Origin of the sequence: Ferrovibrio sp. (genome assembly GCF_019636075.1) — a bacterium.
GTDB lineage: Bacteria > Pseudomonadota > Alphaproteobacteria > Ferrovibrionales > Ferrovibrionaceae > Ferrovibrio.
This window is the reverse complement of record NZ_JAHBYG010000052.1, coordinates 1-13,637: the sequence shown is the minus strand read 5'-3', so window position 1 is coordinate 13,637 and position 13,637 is coordinate 1. Positions and strand designations below refer to the sequence as shown.

Here is a 13,637-nt window from a genome sequence, read left to right as displayed (position 1 = left end):
TGCCACATAAGCCAGAGATGCATTTCGGGAATCGTATGCTGGGGCGTGATCACTCTACCCTGATTGTTGCCGAGATCGGCATCAATCACGAGGGAGACAAGGCGCGTTGCCTGGAATTGGTGGAAGCCGCAGCCAAGGCCGGAGCGGATGCGGTTAAGCTGCAGACGGCTGATCCAGACGAGAATTATATTCCAGGTACGGCATCCTACGAGCTTTTCAAATCGGCATTTCTGGGGGCAGAAGCTACGGCAGAAGTGTTTGCATGTGCCCGCGCGCTTGGCGTTGAGGTCTTTACGACTACGGGGATGCATACTTTCGATTGGATAGAAAGATTGCAGCCTGCCTGCTATAAAATTTCCTCATCGACACTAGGGCATTTTCCTCTTGTCAGGCGGGCTGCGCGGACGGGGCGCCCCATGATCATTTCCACCGGCATGGCGGAAATGGAAGATGTGGCCGCAAGCGTTGCCTGGGCGCGACAATATGGCGCAAATAACCTGGCCATATTGCAATGCACGTCGCTCTATCCATGTCCGCTCGATAAGCTTGATTTGGGTGCCATCGCGGATATTGAACGGCGTTTTGATTGCGTTGCCGGCTTTTCCGATCACTCGAAAGGCTATGAAGCAGCAGCGCTTGCGGTGGCAGCGGGTGCCCGCATATTGGAAAAGCATTTTTCCCTGGATGTAACTAGGCCATCATATGATCATGCTTTGTCGCTTGATTCTGATGGCTTTCGTGTGATGGTTGATAAGGTGCGTCTTGCCGAGGTCATGCTGGGGGCTGACCATAAAAGGCTGACTCCGGAGGCGGCCACGGTTGCTCGCAACATGAAGCGATACCTTGTGGCGCGACGAGACATTGAAATTGGTGATCGGCTCTCCGCCGATGATATAGGCGTGATGCGCTTGGCACCCAACACCACCGGCATGCTGCCCAGATTCTATGACCAGATACTCGATGCGCGCGTAATTCGGCGAATCCCGCAATGGGGCCCAATACGGCTCGAAGATTTGGGTATAACTACTGAAAAGGGGGAGGCATGAGCGATGATCAGGTTCTGATCTTCGATACGACCTTGCGCGATGGCGAACAATGTCCGGGCGCATCGATGACCGTGGCGGAAAAGTTGCGCGTAGCTCAGGCGCTGGATGCATTGCGCGTGGATGTTATCGAAGCGGGTTTTCCGGCCTCCTCGCCAGGAGATTTTCAGGCTGTTGAGAAGATTGCCGCCACAGTGAAAGAAGCCACGGTTTGCGCTCTATCCCGTGCAAAGCCCGGCGATATAGAGGCAGCTGCCGCGGCGCTCTCGCCGGCGCGAAACAGACGGATCCATACCTTTATATCGACTAGTCACCTGCATATGAAGCATAAGCTGCAGATGGAGCCACATGCGGTTTTGCAGGCGGTGGCGGATTCCGTCTCGCATGCCCGGAATCTATGCGACGATGTGGAGTGGTCGTGTGAAGATGGTACGCGCAGTGATTTTGATTTTCTGCGTAGATGTTTTGAGGCAGCGATAAAGGCTGGTGCCCGCACGGTGAATATTGCGGATACGGTGGGGTACACCCTGCCGGATGAGTTTTACGAATTGGTTACGCGCCTGCGCAATACGGTACCAGGCATGGAGAAGGTGCGCTTCTCCATTCATTGCCATGATGATCTCGGGCTGGCCACTTCCAATTCGCTGGCCGCCATACGTGCGGGCGCTCGACAATTCGAGTGTACGGTGAATGGTATTGGGGAGCGTGCCGGAAATGCCTCTCTGGAGGAGATTGTCATGGCGATATATACTCGTCGCGACTCCTTAGGGGTGTCGACGGGAGTCCGCACGGAAGGACTGACTGCTATTTCGCAACTGGTCTCCGACATTACGGGTTTTGCGGTGCCGCCAAATAAGGCGGTGGTTGGCGCCAATGCTTTCGCGCATGAATCGGGCATTCATCAACATGGAGTGCTGATGAACCGTGGAACCTATGAAATTATAGATCCTGAAACAGTTGGGGCGGGCGGCAGCAGGCTGGTCATGGGCAAGCATTCCGGGCGACATGCATTGCGCGCCCGCCTGGACGCGCTTGGATATGTTATCGGCGAAAACAAGCTGCAAGACATCTTCGCGCGTTTTAAGGAAATTGCGGACGAACAGAAAATCCTGGATGACGAAGATATTATTGCACTGGTGGAAACTTCCGAGGGCGCCGCGCGTGCGCGGCCGATTTTGCATAATCTGCAAAGCGAAGTGTCCGCCAATGGCAGTGCTCGTGTGCGGGTGGAGATAGCTCGCGGCAGCGAGATAAGCGTTGCTTCCGCATCCGCGCAAAGCAGCTTCCAGGCAATTGCCGATGCCCTGGCCGAGTTGTTGCCGGGAGGGCAAAGCCTCGGTGCGATTTCGATCCAGAATGCCAATGGAACGAATATGCCGATCGTAAAAGCGAGCGTCAGTCTTCACTGGCCGGATGGTCATCGCAGCATAGGGCAGGGAGCATCACCCGATGCCTCGGTTGCCTTTGCCAGAGGGTGTTTGGCCGCATACACAGCATCTCGTGCCCCCGATAAGAATTGATTGAAACAGTAGTTGAGGAACTTCCATGACCTTGCACAACACTAATGCCCCTGCTGTTGCCGGCGATGCCAGTGACTACAGTTTGGACAATTATCCTCAGAATGGCTGCGCAGATCTTGGCGATACGCTGGACCCAAAGGCTTGCGCCGCCTTGCGAAAGTGGATCGATGATCGCCGTCCGGTCGGCAAGCAGATTTTTTATGAATCCGAGGCTGAATTCAAAGCCAAGGGGCGATGGCAGAATTATGCGCCAGGTCGTGCTTCTCATAATCTTTTGCTCGATCCGTCTCTGAATCTGGATTTCATTGAGAAGAATCCAGCTTTCGTCGCCAAGATGCAGGCTTTGTGCGGCGACGATTACAATATTTTCAAGAAATCGATTATCCGCTCCATGCCGCGCTGGGCCACGCCGGATTGGTTGCTGGATTATGTGATGGATGTCGGGCGCCCGAATATGAATCCCTTCGTGCGGGATGAGTTCCAGGATGTGCAGTATTTTCTTTTCACGGATTTCCATCAGGATAAAACCCGCGTGGATAGCGATTTTGTGACGGTCTATGTTTACCTGGACGAGGTTGATCCGATCTACTCACCCCTGCAAATCTTGAGTGGCAGTCATAAGATGGGTATGACCGTCTATCCGCATTCGTTGCGGCGCTCCATGCGCGATCAAAACGTCTGGTTCTATTCCGATGGTCTGGGCACTCATATGAAATGCCCGCTGAAAACCGTTACCGGCGGCCCGGGTTCGATTTTCAGTTTCCATTGCATGACACTGCATGGAACCGGGCTGAATGATAGCAAGAATCCCCGCATTTCGTTGCGCTATCTGATTCGTAAAAGCCCCTCCAACAAGCAGAATACTTTGCATGATCAGGCGAATGCCAAGATATTCGGTCCGAAGCATATGTTGCATACGCGGCTTGATGTTGGTGAGGGTGGTGCTTTTCAATTGACCGGCTCGTCGCTGCATTCCTATTCCACGCTATGAACAGTCCGGCAATCAACGCTCTCCCAGAGGTCAGTGTTTGCGTCACCTGCGTAGGTGGACGGCTTATTTACGATATCCTGCGCGGACTGCGTGAAACAGCAGGCATGCAGGTCCGAATCCTCGGAACAGATACCGATGCCGAAGCCCATGGCCGTTTGCTCTGCGACCATTTTGCGGTCGTGCCGCGAGCGGAGGTGGATGAAGAAGACTATATTTCCCGCCTTGAGCAATTGCATGCCGAATATGGCTTTGATGTCTTGTTTCCGCTTTCGGAGGGCGAGGCCAGGGCCATTGCCCGGCATGGAGCCCGTCTCAAGGCGCGCGGCATCAGGTTATCCGTCAGCGATATGGCGGTAGTTGCCGCGTTAACAGACAAGCTGCTGTTGATGCAGGGGGCAGAGGCGGCGGGGATTGATATCGGTCGATATGTTGGCGTGGAATCCGAGGTGGATGGTCGCGCCGCTCTGAAGGAACTCGGCTACCCGGATCGCAAGATTGTGTTGAAGCCGCGGCGTGGTGCGGGTTCGCGCGGCGTTGTGATTGTGGATGCGAATGAGGCCGTCTGGCGGCCATTGCTGCCCAACCGGTTCTGTGGCACGGCTGCAATCGAGCCTGCCTTTGAAGCTATGGCGGGTGCGGGTTTCGGCTTTTCCGGGTTGATTGCCGTTCCGCATGTGGATGGACCCGTCTATGATGTGGATTGTATCGTACGCAATGGTGAATTGCTCGATGTGGCAACCCGGCTCCGGCAATTGCGTAATCCGCTTTGGCCGACCAGTACCGGCCATAAATTGGACTTGCATCCTGGCGTTATCGGCATGGCGCGCGCGCTTTGCGTGGCATTCAAGATAAATGGGGCTGCGGATTTCGATATCGCCTTGGATGCCACGGGCAAACCCGTACTTTTCGATGCGGCCGCGCGATTCAGCGGTTCGGTCGGCGGCTCCTTGGCTGCAGGCGCCAATTTCCCGGGCCAGCTTATTCGCGTACTCATGGATATGCCGTACAAGGCGTTGGAAATCCGCAACGGTACTGTGCTCCGGCCCTATCTCACCATGGCAGCCATTCCGCCTGCCAACGAGCAGGATTATTTATAGGTGTGATATGAAAGCCGAGCAGCGTTCCGAAGCACTCATGTCTTACCAGGCCAGGCTTTCCGCCAGCCCGAAATACGATCCCGAGCGCCAGTTCGCGCTGAAGAAACGCGTATTCGATACCTTTGATGCTCTGCTACGGCATCGAGGACATCCTGGCCTGGTGCAGGGTACCAGGTTATTGGATATCGGCAGTGCCGATGGGGCTCTCGTATCCGTATGTAAGGCGCATGGATTGGATGCGGTGGGTTTGGATGCGGCTGATGGGTTGGATTTTGAAACCGACGCCTTGCCTCTGGCGGATGCATCTCAGGATGTTATTACGTCGGTTTCAGTGATCGAACATCTCCGAGTGCCAAATATGATGCTGGGAGAGGCGCGGCGGATTCTTCGTCCGGGGGGCGTGATAATCCTCGTGACGCCGAATTGGAAATATAGCTGGCGCAATTTCTATGATGATCCCACGCATTTCCATCCCTACACGCCGCTATCCTTGCGGAAAGAACTTCTTAATCATGGCTTTTCCAGCCCCTATGTCGTCCCATGGATCGTGAAGAAGCCGGCTTGGATGTGGGATCTGAAATATGCTTTTGAATTCGCATGGTGGGGTCTGCCATTTCGCGGTGATGCACCAGCCTTTGTTCCGGAGTTCCTAAAGGGGCGCAGCGGCACCATTCTGGCCATGGCTACAAAGGTTTGATGGCATGCGCATCGAATATTTTGCCAATGCCATGATCATGCTGCGGGGCAAGAATTCGAGTGTGCTTTGCGATCCGTGGGTCACTTTTAATCGGCATTCCCTGAGCGGCCTTTTCACCTTCCCGGAATTGCGCATGCAGCCGGAGGAGGTGTCTGCCCTGAAGCCGGATTACATATATATTAGCCACACGCATGAAGATCATTTTGATCCCATAACCCTTGCGTTGTTTCCGCAGGATACGCCCATTCTCATTGCCGATTATGAGCATAACTTCACCGCTCGGAATCTCGCGGCCCTTGGTTTCACCGACATTCGTGTTGTCAATGGCCGCGAGGGCATGCGGCTGAATGGCGATGATTGGATTTGGCTTGAGCCCAATGGCGCTTATCCCGAGGTCGATTCCCTCATGGTGGCGCGCATTGATAGGGTGACAGTTGCTAATCTGAACGATAACCCTTTCCATGAAGCGCAATGCCGCAGTCTTGCTGAGCGTTTCGCGCCGATCGATCTTGCCTGCGTTCCCTTCAGCTTTCAGGGCCCGTATCCGGCTTTCTATGAGAATTTATCCGTAGAGGAGCGGACAGAGGAAGCAGCACGTAAGAAGGTGCGCAATTACGAGGTGATGACGCGTTTTGCGGAAACCCTCAAGCCGCGCATGCTGTTTCCGTTTGCTGCGGGTGCATTATATGGCGGGCCGCGCGCCAAGCTGTTTCCATATTATGGTGTTGGCACATGCAGTGAGGCCGTGGCCTATGCTTTAAAGCGGGTGGCATTCGAGCCATTGAAGTTGTCCCGTGGCTGTATCTACGATTTCGATACGGGTCATTATGAGGGTGACTATCGCGAGATATATTATACGGATCAGCTTGAATATATTGATGCCATTTCCAAGGCGCCGGGAATGTTCGATGCCGGTGGTCGTTTTTGGATTGCTGAAAGTGAGCGGATCGACCTTACGAAGCTCTTGCAAAAAGCCAGGCAGCGGCAGATGGAGTGGCAAAAGCGCCGTGACTACACATCGGATGGTGTTTTTTATATCGATGTTGGCGATGATACGCTTTATCGCTTCCCGCTCAACGATGATTCCGTTTCTCGCGTGCCGGAAGCGGCCATCGATGATTCAGTATATGAAATCTTCCGGGTGCCCTATGGCCTGCTGATCGGGGTTCTGACTGGGCATTACAATTGGTCGAATGTTAAAACCCAGTATGTGGGTTTTTTCCGCAAGCCGAATATATTTAATCCTGATCTGCATATCCTGATGTCCTATCTGCAGATTTGACGCATCCATGCCTCGTGCCCTCGCCATAATCCAGGCCCGCATGACATCCAGCCGCTTGCCTGGCAAGGTGCTGATGGATCTGGCTGGCAAACCGGCATTGCAGCGGATGATCGAGCGCGTGCGCCCGGCCCGCCTGCTGGATGGCATTGTGGTGGCAACCACTAGCCTGGTCAGCGATGACCCTGTGGCCGAACTCTGCGCGAACCTGGATGTGCCTTGTTTCAGGGGCGATGAGCAGGATGTGCTCGGGCGCTATGCGGGTGCCGCGCGTGCTTTCGATGCCGATCCTGTATTGCGGCTAACCGCCGATTGCCCGATGCATGATCCTGGTGTAATCGATGCGGCGATTGCGCTATTCCGAAACAGCGGATGCGATTACGCCTCCAATGCCGTGAAGCGCACTTTTCCCGATGGTTTGGATGTTGAGGTGATGAGCCTGGCTGCGCTGGAGCGATCCGACCGTGAGGCCAGGCACCCGCTGTTGCGTGAGCATGTTACACTCTATATCCGCGGTACGCGGCCAGATTATGGCGCGGGTGATTTTAGCCGTGCTGATCTGCTCAACGATACCGATCTTTCCGCTTTGCGCTGGACGCTCGACACTGCCGATGATCTGGCCCGCATCCGGCGTTTCTTCGCCGTATTGCCCGAGGGTTTTTCGTGGCGCGACGCATTGGCGCGTAACGCCGAGTTGCACTGAATGGACAAGTCGATGGCTCAATCTCGTCGCTATGATAAATCTCTGGCCATGCATCAGCGTGCGATTGCAAGTATCCCGATGGGTACTCAAACCCTGTCAAAGGCGTCCATATCTCTGGTGCAGGGGGCGGGGCCATTATTTTTGCAATCCGGCCACGGCGCCCATGTGGTGGATGTAGATGGCAATCGTTTCGTGGATTATGTGCTCGGATTGCTGCCGATCGTGCTGGGCTATACTGATCCCGATGTGGATGCGGCGGTGCGCGAGCAACTGGATCGCGGGGTTTCGTTCTCGCTTGCTACGCCGCTGGAAGCCGATTTGGCGGATCGTCTGATCCGGCTGATCCCCTGCGCCGAGATGGTGCGCTATGGCAAGAATGGCTCGGATGTTACCACTGCGGCAATCCGCCTGGCGCGCGCGTATACCGGTCGCGACGAGGTGGCTGTGCTGGGCTATCACGGTTGGCATGATTGGTATATAGGCACCACGCCGCGCAATGCCGGCGTACCTGAGGCGGTGAAACGACTCACCCATGCCGTGCCATACAACGATGCCGATGCGCTTGAAGATTTGCTGCGCAGGCGCGGCGACAAGCTGGCGGCGGTAATTCTGGAACCATCCAGCAAGACACCGCCACTACCGGGTTATCTGCAGCGTCTACGCGAGCTAACCCAGCGCCATGGCGTGTTGCTCGTGTTTGATGAAATCATCACGGGCTTTCGTATTGGTATGGGGGGCGCGCAGGCATATTATGGCGTCACGCCTGATCTGGCCTGTTTCGGCAAGGCGATGGCAAATGGCCTGCCGCTTTCCACCCTGGTCGGGCGCGCCGATATCATGCGCGACATGGACAAGATTTTCTTCTCCACCACTTTTGGCGGCGAAGCCCTGTCGTTGGCTGCTGCCATTGCCACTATAGATAAGCTGGAGCGCGAAAATGGCCCCGAGCGGATGTGGCGTTTGGGTGAGCGGCTGATTGCGGCAGTGAATGGCGCCTTGTCCCGTCACGGGCTGGCCAACCAGATCAGCATGGGTGGCGAGGGCTGGTGGCCGCGCTTGACGTTGCATCCGCAGGGTGCAGCCAGTGCGGAAGTGCTGGGAGCATTGCTGCGCCAGGAATTGGCCGAGCGCGGCATCCTGTTTTCTGCCAGCTTCAATCTTTGCCTGGCGCAGGATGATCCTGCTGTTGAAGCGGAAACCCTAGCCGCCTTCGATGGCGCTGCTGCCGTGCTGCGCGAGGCCCTGGCTGGCCCCGATCCGCGATCTGCGCTGCGCGGCCCGCTGGTTGCGCCCGGTTTCTCGGTGCGATGATCCCGAGCCTGGCTCTGCGACCGGCCGGGGTTGAAGATGCAGGCCTGTTGTTTGATTGGGTCAACCGGCCGGATTCCCTGGCCGGCAAGCGGCAGACGACGGCGCCAATCCACTGGGAAAACCATCAGGGCTGGCTGTCGCGTTTGCTGGCCAACAATGCCGCGCGGTTGTGGATCATTGAGATTGGCGGCCGACCGGTTGGCCAGGTGCGGCTGGCGCCAGATGCCGCTGGGCGGCGCATGGTAGATATCTTCATTCTGCCAGAAGCGCGACGGGGCGGTCTTGCCCGGGCGGCACTGCTTCATGCTCTTGCCGAGGCCGGACGGCTTTGGCCGGCGCAGCCGGTTTATGCCGAAGTGCTGACCGACAATCTGCCCTCGCATGGCTTGTTCCGGCGCTTGGGTTTTGCCTTGGAGCAAACCGCCGCCGGACATAGCCTCTATGTCCATCAGGCTTGATTCGGAGAGAGTCATGGGCTTTGCAAATACCAAACGCGTCGCGGTGATTGCCGCGCATCCTGATGATGAAATTCTGGGTTTCGGCGGCGTGATCGCGCGCCATGCCGATGCCGGCGCGGAGGTGCGGATTCTGATCCTGGCCACTGGCCTTGCATCGCGTGGAGAGCTGGATGGTTCAGCCTTGGCCAGTCTGCGCAGCCAGGGCAGCAAGGCGGCCGCCATACTGGGGGCGGCAAGTATCGCGTTCGCGGATTTTCCAGATAACCGGATGGACAATGTGCCTCTGCTGGATGTGGTGCGGCACATCGAGGGCTTCCTGCGCGATTTTCCGGCCGAGCGAGTTTACACCCATCATGCGGGCGATCTGAATGTGGATCATCGGGTGGCGCAGCAGGCTGTACTCACAGCCTGCCGACCGTTGCCGGGCGCTACTGTCCGCACGCTGCTGGCGGGCGAAGTGAATTCAGCAACCGACTGGGCAGGCGCTTCCGCGCAGCCCTTCCTGCCCACAGAATATATCGATATCGGCAATGCGCTGGAACGCAAACTTGCGGCCATGGCTTGTTATGCTGAGGAACTGCGTCCCTGGCCACATGCGCGTTCCCTGCGGGCGATCCGTGCTCAGGCGGAATTTCGGGGAGGCCAGGCCGGTCTGGAAGCGGCGGAAGCTTTTATAACGCTCCGGCGGCTTTCCTGAAGGACTGACTAACCCCCGAACCCCACCTCGCACACTCCCAGGCCTTCGATTTCCACGCGGATTTCGTCGCCTGGCTCGGCCGGCACCATCGGGCAATAGGTGCCGGTCATCACCACGTCGCCGGCCTTCAGCGGCAAGCCGATTTCGGCTTGTTTCGCCGCCAGCCAGGCCAGCGCGTTGATCGGCCCACCCCACACATTCACACCCGTGCCGCGCCCGGCCTCCTGGCCGTTGCGATAGAGCACGCCTGTGGCACGCCGCAGGTCGATGCCATCAGGTTTGCGCGCCATGGCGCCCAGCACGAAAAAGGCGCCGCTGGTATTGTCGGCGATCAGGTCGACGATCCTGGCATCGTTGTTGGCGATGCGGCTGTCCACCACCTCGATGGCAGGCAGCAGATAGCCCACGGCACGCCAGGCATCCACCAGGGTCGGCTGCGGCATGGTCAAGTCATGCTCCAGCACCACCGCCACTTCGCATTCCAGCCGCGGCTGGCAGAGCCGCCCGGCGGGGATCGCGGCGCCATCGTTCAGCACCATGTCGTGATACAGCATGCCGTAGCTCGGGCCATGTATGCCGAAAGCCTTCATCGCCGCCGCCGAGCTGGTGGCTACCTTGCGGCCGATCAGCCGCCGGCCCTGGCCCAGCCAATGGGCGCGGTTGGTATCCTGCACGGCATAGGCCAGGGCTTGGTCGCTATCCGATCCCAGGATATCGCGCACCGGGGCGCAGGTCTGCCGCGCGGCTTCCGCCTCGCGCAGAATCCGGGCGGCCTTTTCGATTGCGTTTTTATCCATGGCTTGCAATCCCTCGTCAGTTCAGGCCGGCCAGCCGCCGGGTTTCATCTGCTTTCACGCCCACACTTTCGCCGGCGGCCACGATCTCGTTCCAGCTTGTGAGGTCGATCGGAATGCCACCGGCGCGCTCGGCGCGGGTGCGGCGTTCGGGTTCGCCCGCCACCAGCACTTCCTCCACGCCGGGCGCCGTGGGCGAGGCCTTCACCCAGCGCAGAAAAGCCGCCATTTCGTCCTGCCAGCTTTCGGCACCGCCCAGCTTGCCGGGATCGATCAGGATCGACAGCATGTTGTTGGTAATGGTGTTGCGTTGCCAATTGCCATCGCGGATGGTGCCGCCGCCGCTCAGTGCGCCCGACAGCAATTCGGCCACTAAGGCCAGGCTGTATCCCTTATGGGCACCGAAAGCCAGAATGGCGCCCTTCGGGTCGTTCCACATCACGTTGGGGTCGCGTGTGGGGTTGCCCTGATGATCAATCAGCGTGTCGGGCGGCACCTGCTCGCCCTTGTTCATCGCCACGCGTACTTTGCCCATGGCGGTCATGCTGGTGGCCATATCGAGTACCAGCGGTTTGCCGTCAGGGCTGGGGAAAGCCGCGCAATAAGGATTGGTGGCGAAGCGCGCGTCAGAGCCGCCAAACGGCGCCACCAGCGGCGGCCGGTTGATCACGTTCACATAATGGGTGGAAACCAGGCCCGCTGCGGCGCATTGCTCGCCCCAATGGCCGATGCGGCCCACATGATGGCTGTTGCGCAACGACAATACGCAAACGCCGAATTGCCGGGCGCGGTGGATCGCCATCTCGATGGCATCATGGCCGATCACCTGGCCATAGCCCATGCCGCCATCCACTGTGATTAGCGCGCCGGCATCCAGTGCCAACTTGGCGCTCTGGTTCACGCTCAGTCGTTTCTCCCGCACGGCGGCGATGTATTGCGGGCTCATCCCTACGCCATGGCTGTCATGGCCGCTCAGATTGGCCAGCACCAGGTTTTCCGAAACCAGGGCGGCCTCGCGCCGGTTGCTGCCGCTGGCCAGGCAATGGGCGGCAATGGTGGCGCGCAGCGCGATTGGCGCAACGGTAACGTAATCGGCCATGCAAATCCTCCCGAATATCGTTCTGCGAGCTTTAGCGGAAAGCCAGCCCCTAGACCAGCCGCACGGCCTGGGGCAGAGTGATTCCATGAATCCGAACAGCAAGGATAAGCCGGTTCTGGTGATCGGCGCCGGTGGTCATGCCAAGGTGCTGGTGGGGGCCTTGCTGCGGCTGGGTCGGCCGATCCGCGGCCTGCTGGATGCCGAACGCAGCCGGCATGGCACGATGCTGTTGGGCCAGCCCGTGCTGGGCGGCGACGAACAGCTTGAAGGCGTCGATCCTGGCAGCCTGCTGCTGGTCAACGGTCTGGGCTCGGTGGGCCTGCCGATTGCCCGCCAGCGGTTGTTCGAGCGGCTGACGGCCAAGGGCTTTCGCTTCGCCAGTGTGATCGATCCGGCCGCCTTCGTTTCTCCGGATGTAGCCATGGCAGCGGGCGTACAGGTGATGGCCGGCGCGGTGGTGCAGCCAGGCTGCAGCCTGGGCGAGAATTGCATCGTCAACAGCCGTGCCAGCCTGGATCATGATTGCAGCATCGGCGCCCATGCCCATGTGGCGCCTGGCGCAGTGCTGTCGGGCGAGGTGCGGGTGGGCGAGGGCAGCCATCTGGGCACCGGCGCGGTGGTGATCCAGGGCCGCAGCATCGGCGCTGGCAGCCTGGTGGCGGCCGGTGCGGTGGTGGTGCGCGATGTGGCGGCTGGCGAAAAACTGGCTGGGGTGCCGGCCCGGCCGCTTAAGTAAGTGAATTTACCGCAGCCGGAATTTGACGGCAGGCATGGTTTCTGGCACGGATCGGCAATGCGCTCTGCATCGTTTTCCATTTTTATCCTGGCGGGCCTGCTGGCCGGCTGCTCTTCTGCCTCGGAGGATATGGCCTTGCGTGGCCAGAAGGAGCTGGTCGGCGCCAGCGAGCGGCAGATACTGGCCTGTATCGGCGAGCCCACGGCGCGGCATCGCGAAGGCAATAACGATTTGCTGGTCTATTTCCGCGAAACATCCAGCTCCGCTCCGATGTCGCTGGGTACCGGCAGCATCGACAGCGACAAATCGCCGCTTTCGCGCAGCCCGGCGCCCTATGATTACTTCCGCTATTGCGAGGCCACGTTCGCGGTTCGTCAGGGCCGGGTGATTGATGTGGCGATGACCGGGCGCACCGCCACCGGCCGCAGCACCCTCAGTGCCTGCGGCCCCATCGTTGCGAAATGCCTGAAATAGGCTCACGCTTCCGTTCATTGTATCGCCGCTGCCGATCGGGCAGCCTGCTCGCACGATGAAGCTGTTTTTCGAAGGCATTCCCTGGCGCGAGCGCGATGGCCGTTTCTCGGCTTTCAAGCTGGCCTGTTTCATTGGCCTGCTGGCGCCCGGCCTGTGGATGGCCTGGTTGCTCGCCAGCGGCAATACCGGACCGCGCCCGGTGGATGAACTCACCCACGAAACCGGCCGCTGGGCGGTCTGGTTCCTGCTCGGCTCGTTGGCCATTACGCCGTTGCGCCGGCTATTCGCCTGGCCGCAATTGCTCAAGCTGCGCCGCCAGATCGGCCTTGCGGCGATGGTTTATATCCTGCTGCATTTTGCGCTGTATGTGGTGGAACAGAAGCTTGATCCGGTGCGGGTGGTACGCGAAATCGTGTTGCGCTTCTATCTCACCATCGGCTTCGTGGCGTTGCTGGGCCTGGTGGCTCTGGGCGCCACCTCCACCGACAGCGCCTTGCGTCGCCTGGGCGGCAAGGCCTGGGGGCGGCTGCACCGGCTGGTCTATTTCATCGCCCTGCTAGGGCTGATCCATTACCTGCTGCAGGCCAAGCGTGAACTTTATGACCCTACGCTGCAGGTGGGCCTGTTCGGCTGGTTGATGCTGTATCGCGCCGGCTATGCCCTGGGCCAGATGCGGCGGGCCTGGCAGGCCTGGCTGCTGGCTCCCCTGGCCGGCCTGCTGGCTGCGGCGGCGGAAAC

At 58.9% G+C, this 13,637-nt stretch carries 15 protein-coding genes; 13 read left to right on the top strand and 2 right to left on the bottom strand.

Annotated elements, in window-relative coordinates:
- Positions 1–35 precede the first annotated feature (35 nt).
- From KF827_RS17290 to KF827_RS17245, 10 genes are all read left to right on the top strand, one after another.
- Positions 36–1,046: an N-acetylneuraminate synthase family protein gene (locus tag KF827_RS17290; protein ID WP_291008048.1), complete on the top strand. Its 1,011-nt coding sequence runs from the start codon at positions 36–38 to the stop codon at positions 1,044–1,046.
- Positions 1,043–2,563: a 2-isopropylmalate synthase gene (locus tag KF827_RS17285; RefSeq protein ID WP_291008044.1), complete on the top strand. Its 1,521-nt coding sequence runs from the start codon at positions 1,043–1,045 to the stop codon at positions 2,561–2,563. The genes KF827_RS17290 and KF827_RS17285 overlap by 4 nt, the downstream gene beginning before the upstream one ends.
- Positions 2,564–2,588: 25 nt before the next feature.
- Entirely contained in the window at positions 2,589–3,554 is a 966-nt protein-coding gene (locus KF827_RS17280; protein WP_291008041.1) for a phytanoyl-CoA dioxygenase family protein, read from the top strand.
- Positions 3,551–4,651 carry an ATP-grasp domain-containing protein gene (locus KF827_RS17275; protein WP_291008038.1) on the top strand — a complete coding sequence of 367 codons (1,101 nt, stop codon included), beginning with the start codon at positions 3,551–3,553 and terminating at the stop codon, positions 4,649–4,651. The genes KF827_RS17280 and KF827_RS17275 overlap by 4 nt, the downstream gene beginning before the upstream one ends.
- 7 nt (positions 4,652–4,658) lie before the next feature.
- Positions 4,659–5,348: a class I SAM-dependent methyltransferase gene (locus KF827_RS17270; protein WP_291008035.1), complete on the top strand. Its 690-nt coding sequence runs from the start codon at positions 4,659–4,661 to the stop codon at positions 5,346–5,348.
- Positions 5,349–5,352: 4 nt separating this feature from the next.
- Entirely contained in the window at positions 5,353–6,630 is a 1,278-nt protein-coding gene (locus KF827_RS17265; protein WP_291008031.1) for an MBL fold metallo-hydrolase, read from the top strand.
- 7 nt (positions 6,631–6,637) lie between these two features.
- Positions 6,638–7,330, top strand: coding sequence for a glycosyltransferase family protein (locus KF827_RS17260; RefSeq protein WP_291008028.1), 693 nt, complete (start codon positions 6,638–6,640; stop codon positions 7,328–7,330).
- A 141-nt stretch (positions 7,331–7,471) separates the two neighbouring features.
- Positions 7,472–8,641 (top strand): aminotransferase class III-fold pyridoxal phosphate-dependent enzyme, encoded by a 1,170-nt coding sequence (locus KF827_RS17255; RefSeq protein WP_291008024.1) that lies wholly within the window; start codon positions 7,472–7,474, stop codon positions 8,639–8,641.
- Positions 8,638–9,099: a GNAT family protein gene (locus KF827_RS17250; RefSeq protein WP_291008021.1), complete on the top strand. Its 462-nt coding sequence runs from the start codon at positions 8,638–8,640 to the stop codon at positions 9,097–9,099. Before KF827_RS17255 ends, KF827_RS17250 begins: the two co-directional genes overlap by 4 nt.
- A gap of 13 nt (positions 9,100–9,112) precedes the next feature.
- On the top strand, positions 9,113–9,796 hold the full coding sequence (locus KF827_RS17245; protein ID WP_291008018.1) for a PIG-L deacetylase family protein: 684 nt from the start codon (positions 9,113–9,115) through the stop codon (positions 9,794–9,796).
- Between the two features lie 8 nt (positions 9,797–9,804).
- Here the strand turns inward: KF827_RS17245 and KF827_RS17240 are convergent, their stop codons facing one another.
- Together KF827_RS17240 and KF827_RS17235 are read right to left on the bottom strand one after the other, a co-directional pair.
- Complete coding sequence (locus KF827_RS17240) at positions 9,805–10,593, bottom strand: fumarylacetoacetate hydrolase family protein (protein WP_291008015.1); 789 nt, start codon at positions 10,591–10,593, stop codon at positions 9,805–9,807.
- 16 nt (positions 10,594–10,609) lie between these two features.
- On the bottom strand, positions 10,610–11,689 hold the full coding sequence (locus tag KF827_RS17235; protein WP_291008012.1) for a malate/lactate/ureidoglycolate dehydrogenase: 1,080 nt from the start codon (positions 11,687–11,689) through the stop codon (positions 10,610–10,612).
- An 85-nt stretch (positions 11,690–11,774) separates the two neighbouring features.
- Here KF827_RS17235 and KF827_RS17230 point away from each other — a divergent pair, with 85 nt between their 5' ends.
- The 3 genes from KF827_RS17230 to KF827_RS17220 all read left to right on the top strand — a co-directional run.
- A complete protein-coding gene (locus tag KF827_RS17230) occupies positions 11,775–12,425 on the top strand; it encodes an acetyltransferase (RefSeq protein WP_291008009.1) in 651 nt (216 codons plus the stop codon).
- A gap of 57 nt (positions 12,426–12,482) precedes the next feature.
- Positions 12,483–12,899 carry a hypothetical protein gene (locus KF827_RS17225; protein ID WP_291008006.1) on the top strand — a complete coding sequence of 139 codons (417 nt, stop codon included), beginning with the start codon at positions 12,483–12,485 and terminating at the stop codon, positions 12,897–12,899.
- Positions 12,900–12,954: 55 nt separating this feature from the next.
- A partial coding sequence (locus KF827_RS17220) for a protein-methionine-sulfoxide reductase heme-binding subunit MsrQ (RefSeq protein WP_291008003.1) occupies positions 12,955–13,637 on the top strand: 683 nt, incomplete at its 3' end.

Coding starts and splice junctions, on each gene's coding strand:
- KF827_RS17250 (WP_291008021.1), top strand. CDS start 8,638: ATGATCCCGAGCCTGGCTCTGCGACCGGCCGGGGTTGAAGATGCAGGC.
- KF827_RS17275 (WP_291008038.1), top strand. CDS start 3,551: ATGAACAGTCCGGCAATCAACGCTCTCCCAGAGGTCAGTGTTTGCGTC.
- KF827_RS17235 (WP_291008012.1), bottom strand. CDS start 11,689: ATGGCCGATTACGTTACCGTTGCGCCAATCGCGCTGCGCGCCACCATT.
- KF827_RS17280 (WP_291008041.1), top strand. CDS start 2,589: ATGACCTTGCACAACACTAATGCCCCTGCTGTTGCCGGCGATGCCAGT.
- KF827_RS17290 (WP_291008048.1), top strand. CDS start 36: ATGCTGGGGCGTGATCACTCTACCCTGATTGTTGCCGAGATCGGCATC.
- KF827_RS17265 (WP_291008031.1), top strand. CDS start 5,353: ATGCGCATCGAATATTTTGCCAATGCCATGATCATGCTGCGGGGCAAG.
- KF827_RS17240 (WP_291008015.1), bottom strand. CDS start 10,593: ATGGATAAAAACGCAATCGAAAAGGCCGCCCGGATTCTGCGCGAGGCG.
- KF827_RS17285 (WP_291008044.1), top strand. CDS start 1,043: ATGAGCGATGATCAGGTTCTGATCTTCGATACGACCTTGCGCGATGGC.
- KF827_RS17245 (WP_291008018.1), top strand. CDS start 9,113: ATGGGCTTTGCAAATACCAAACGCGTCGCGGTGATTGCCGCGCATCCT.
- KF827_RS17225 (WP_291008006.1), top strand. CDS start 12,483: ATGCGCTCTGCATCGTTTTCCATTTTTATCCTGGCGGGCCTGCTGGCC.
- KF827_RS17270 (WP_291008035.1), top strand. CDS start 4,659: ATGAAAGCCGAGCAGCGTTCCGAAGCACTCATGTCTTACCAGGCCAGG.
- KF827_RS17260 (WP_291008028.1), top strand. CDS start 6,638: ATGCCTCGTGCCCTCGCCATAATCCAGGCCCGCATGACATCCAGCCGC.
- KF827_RS17230 (WP_291008009.1), top strand. CDS start 11,775: ATGAATCCGAACAGCAAGGATAAGCCGGTTCTGGTGATCGGCGCCGGT.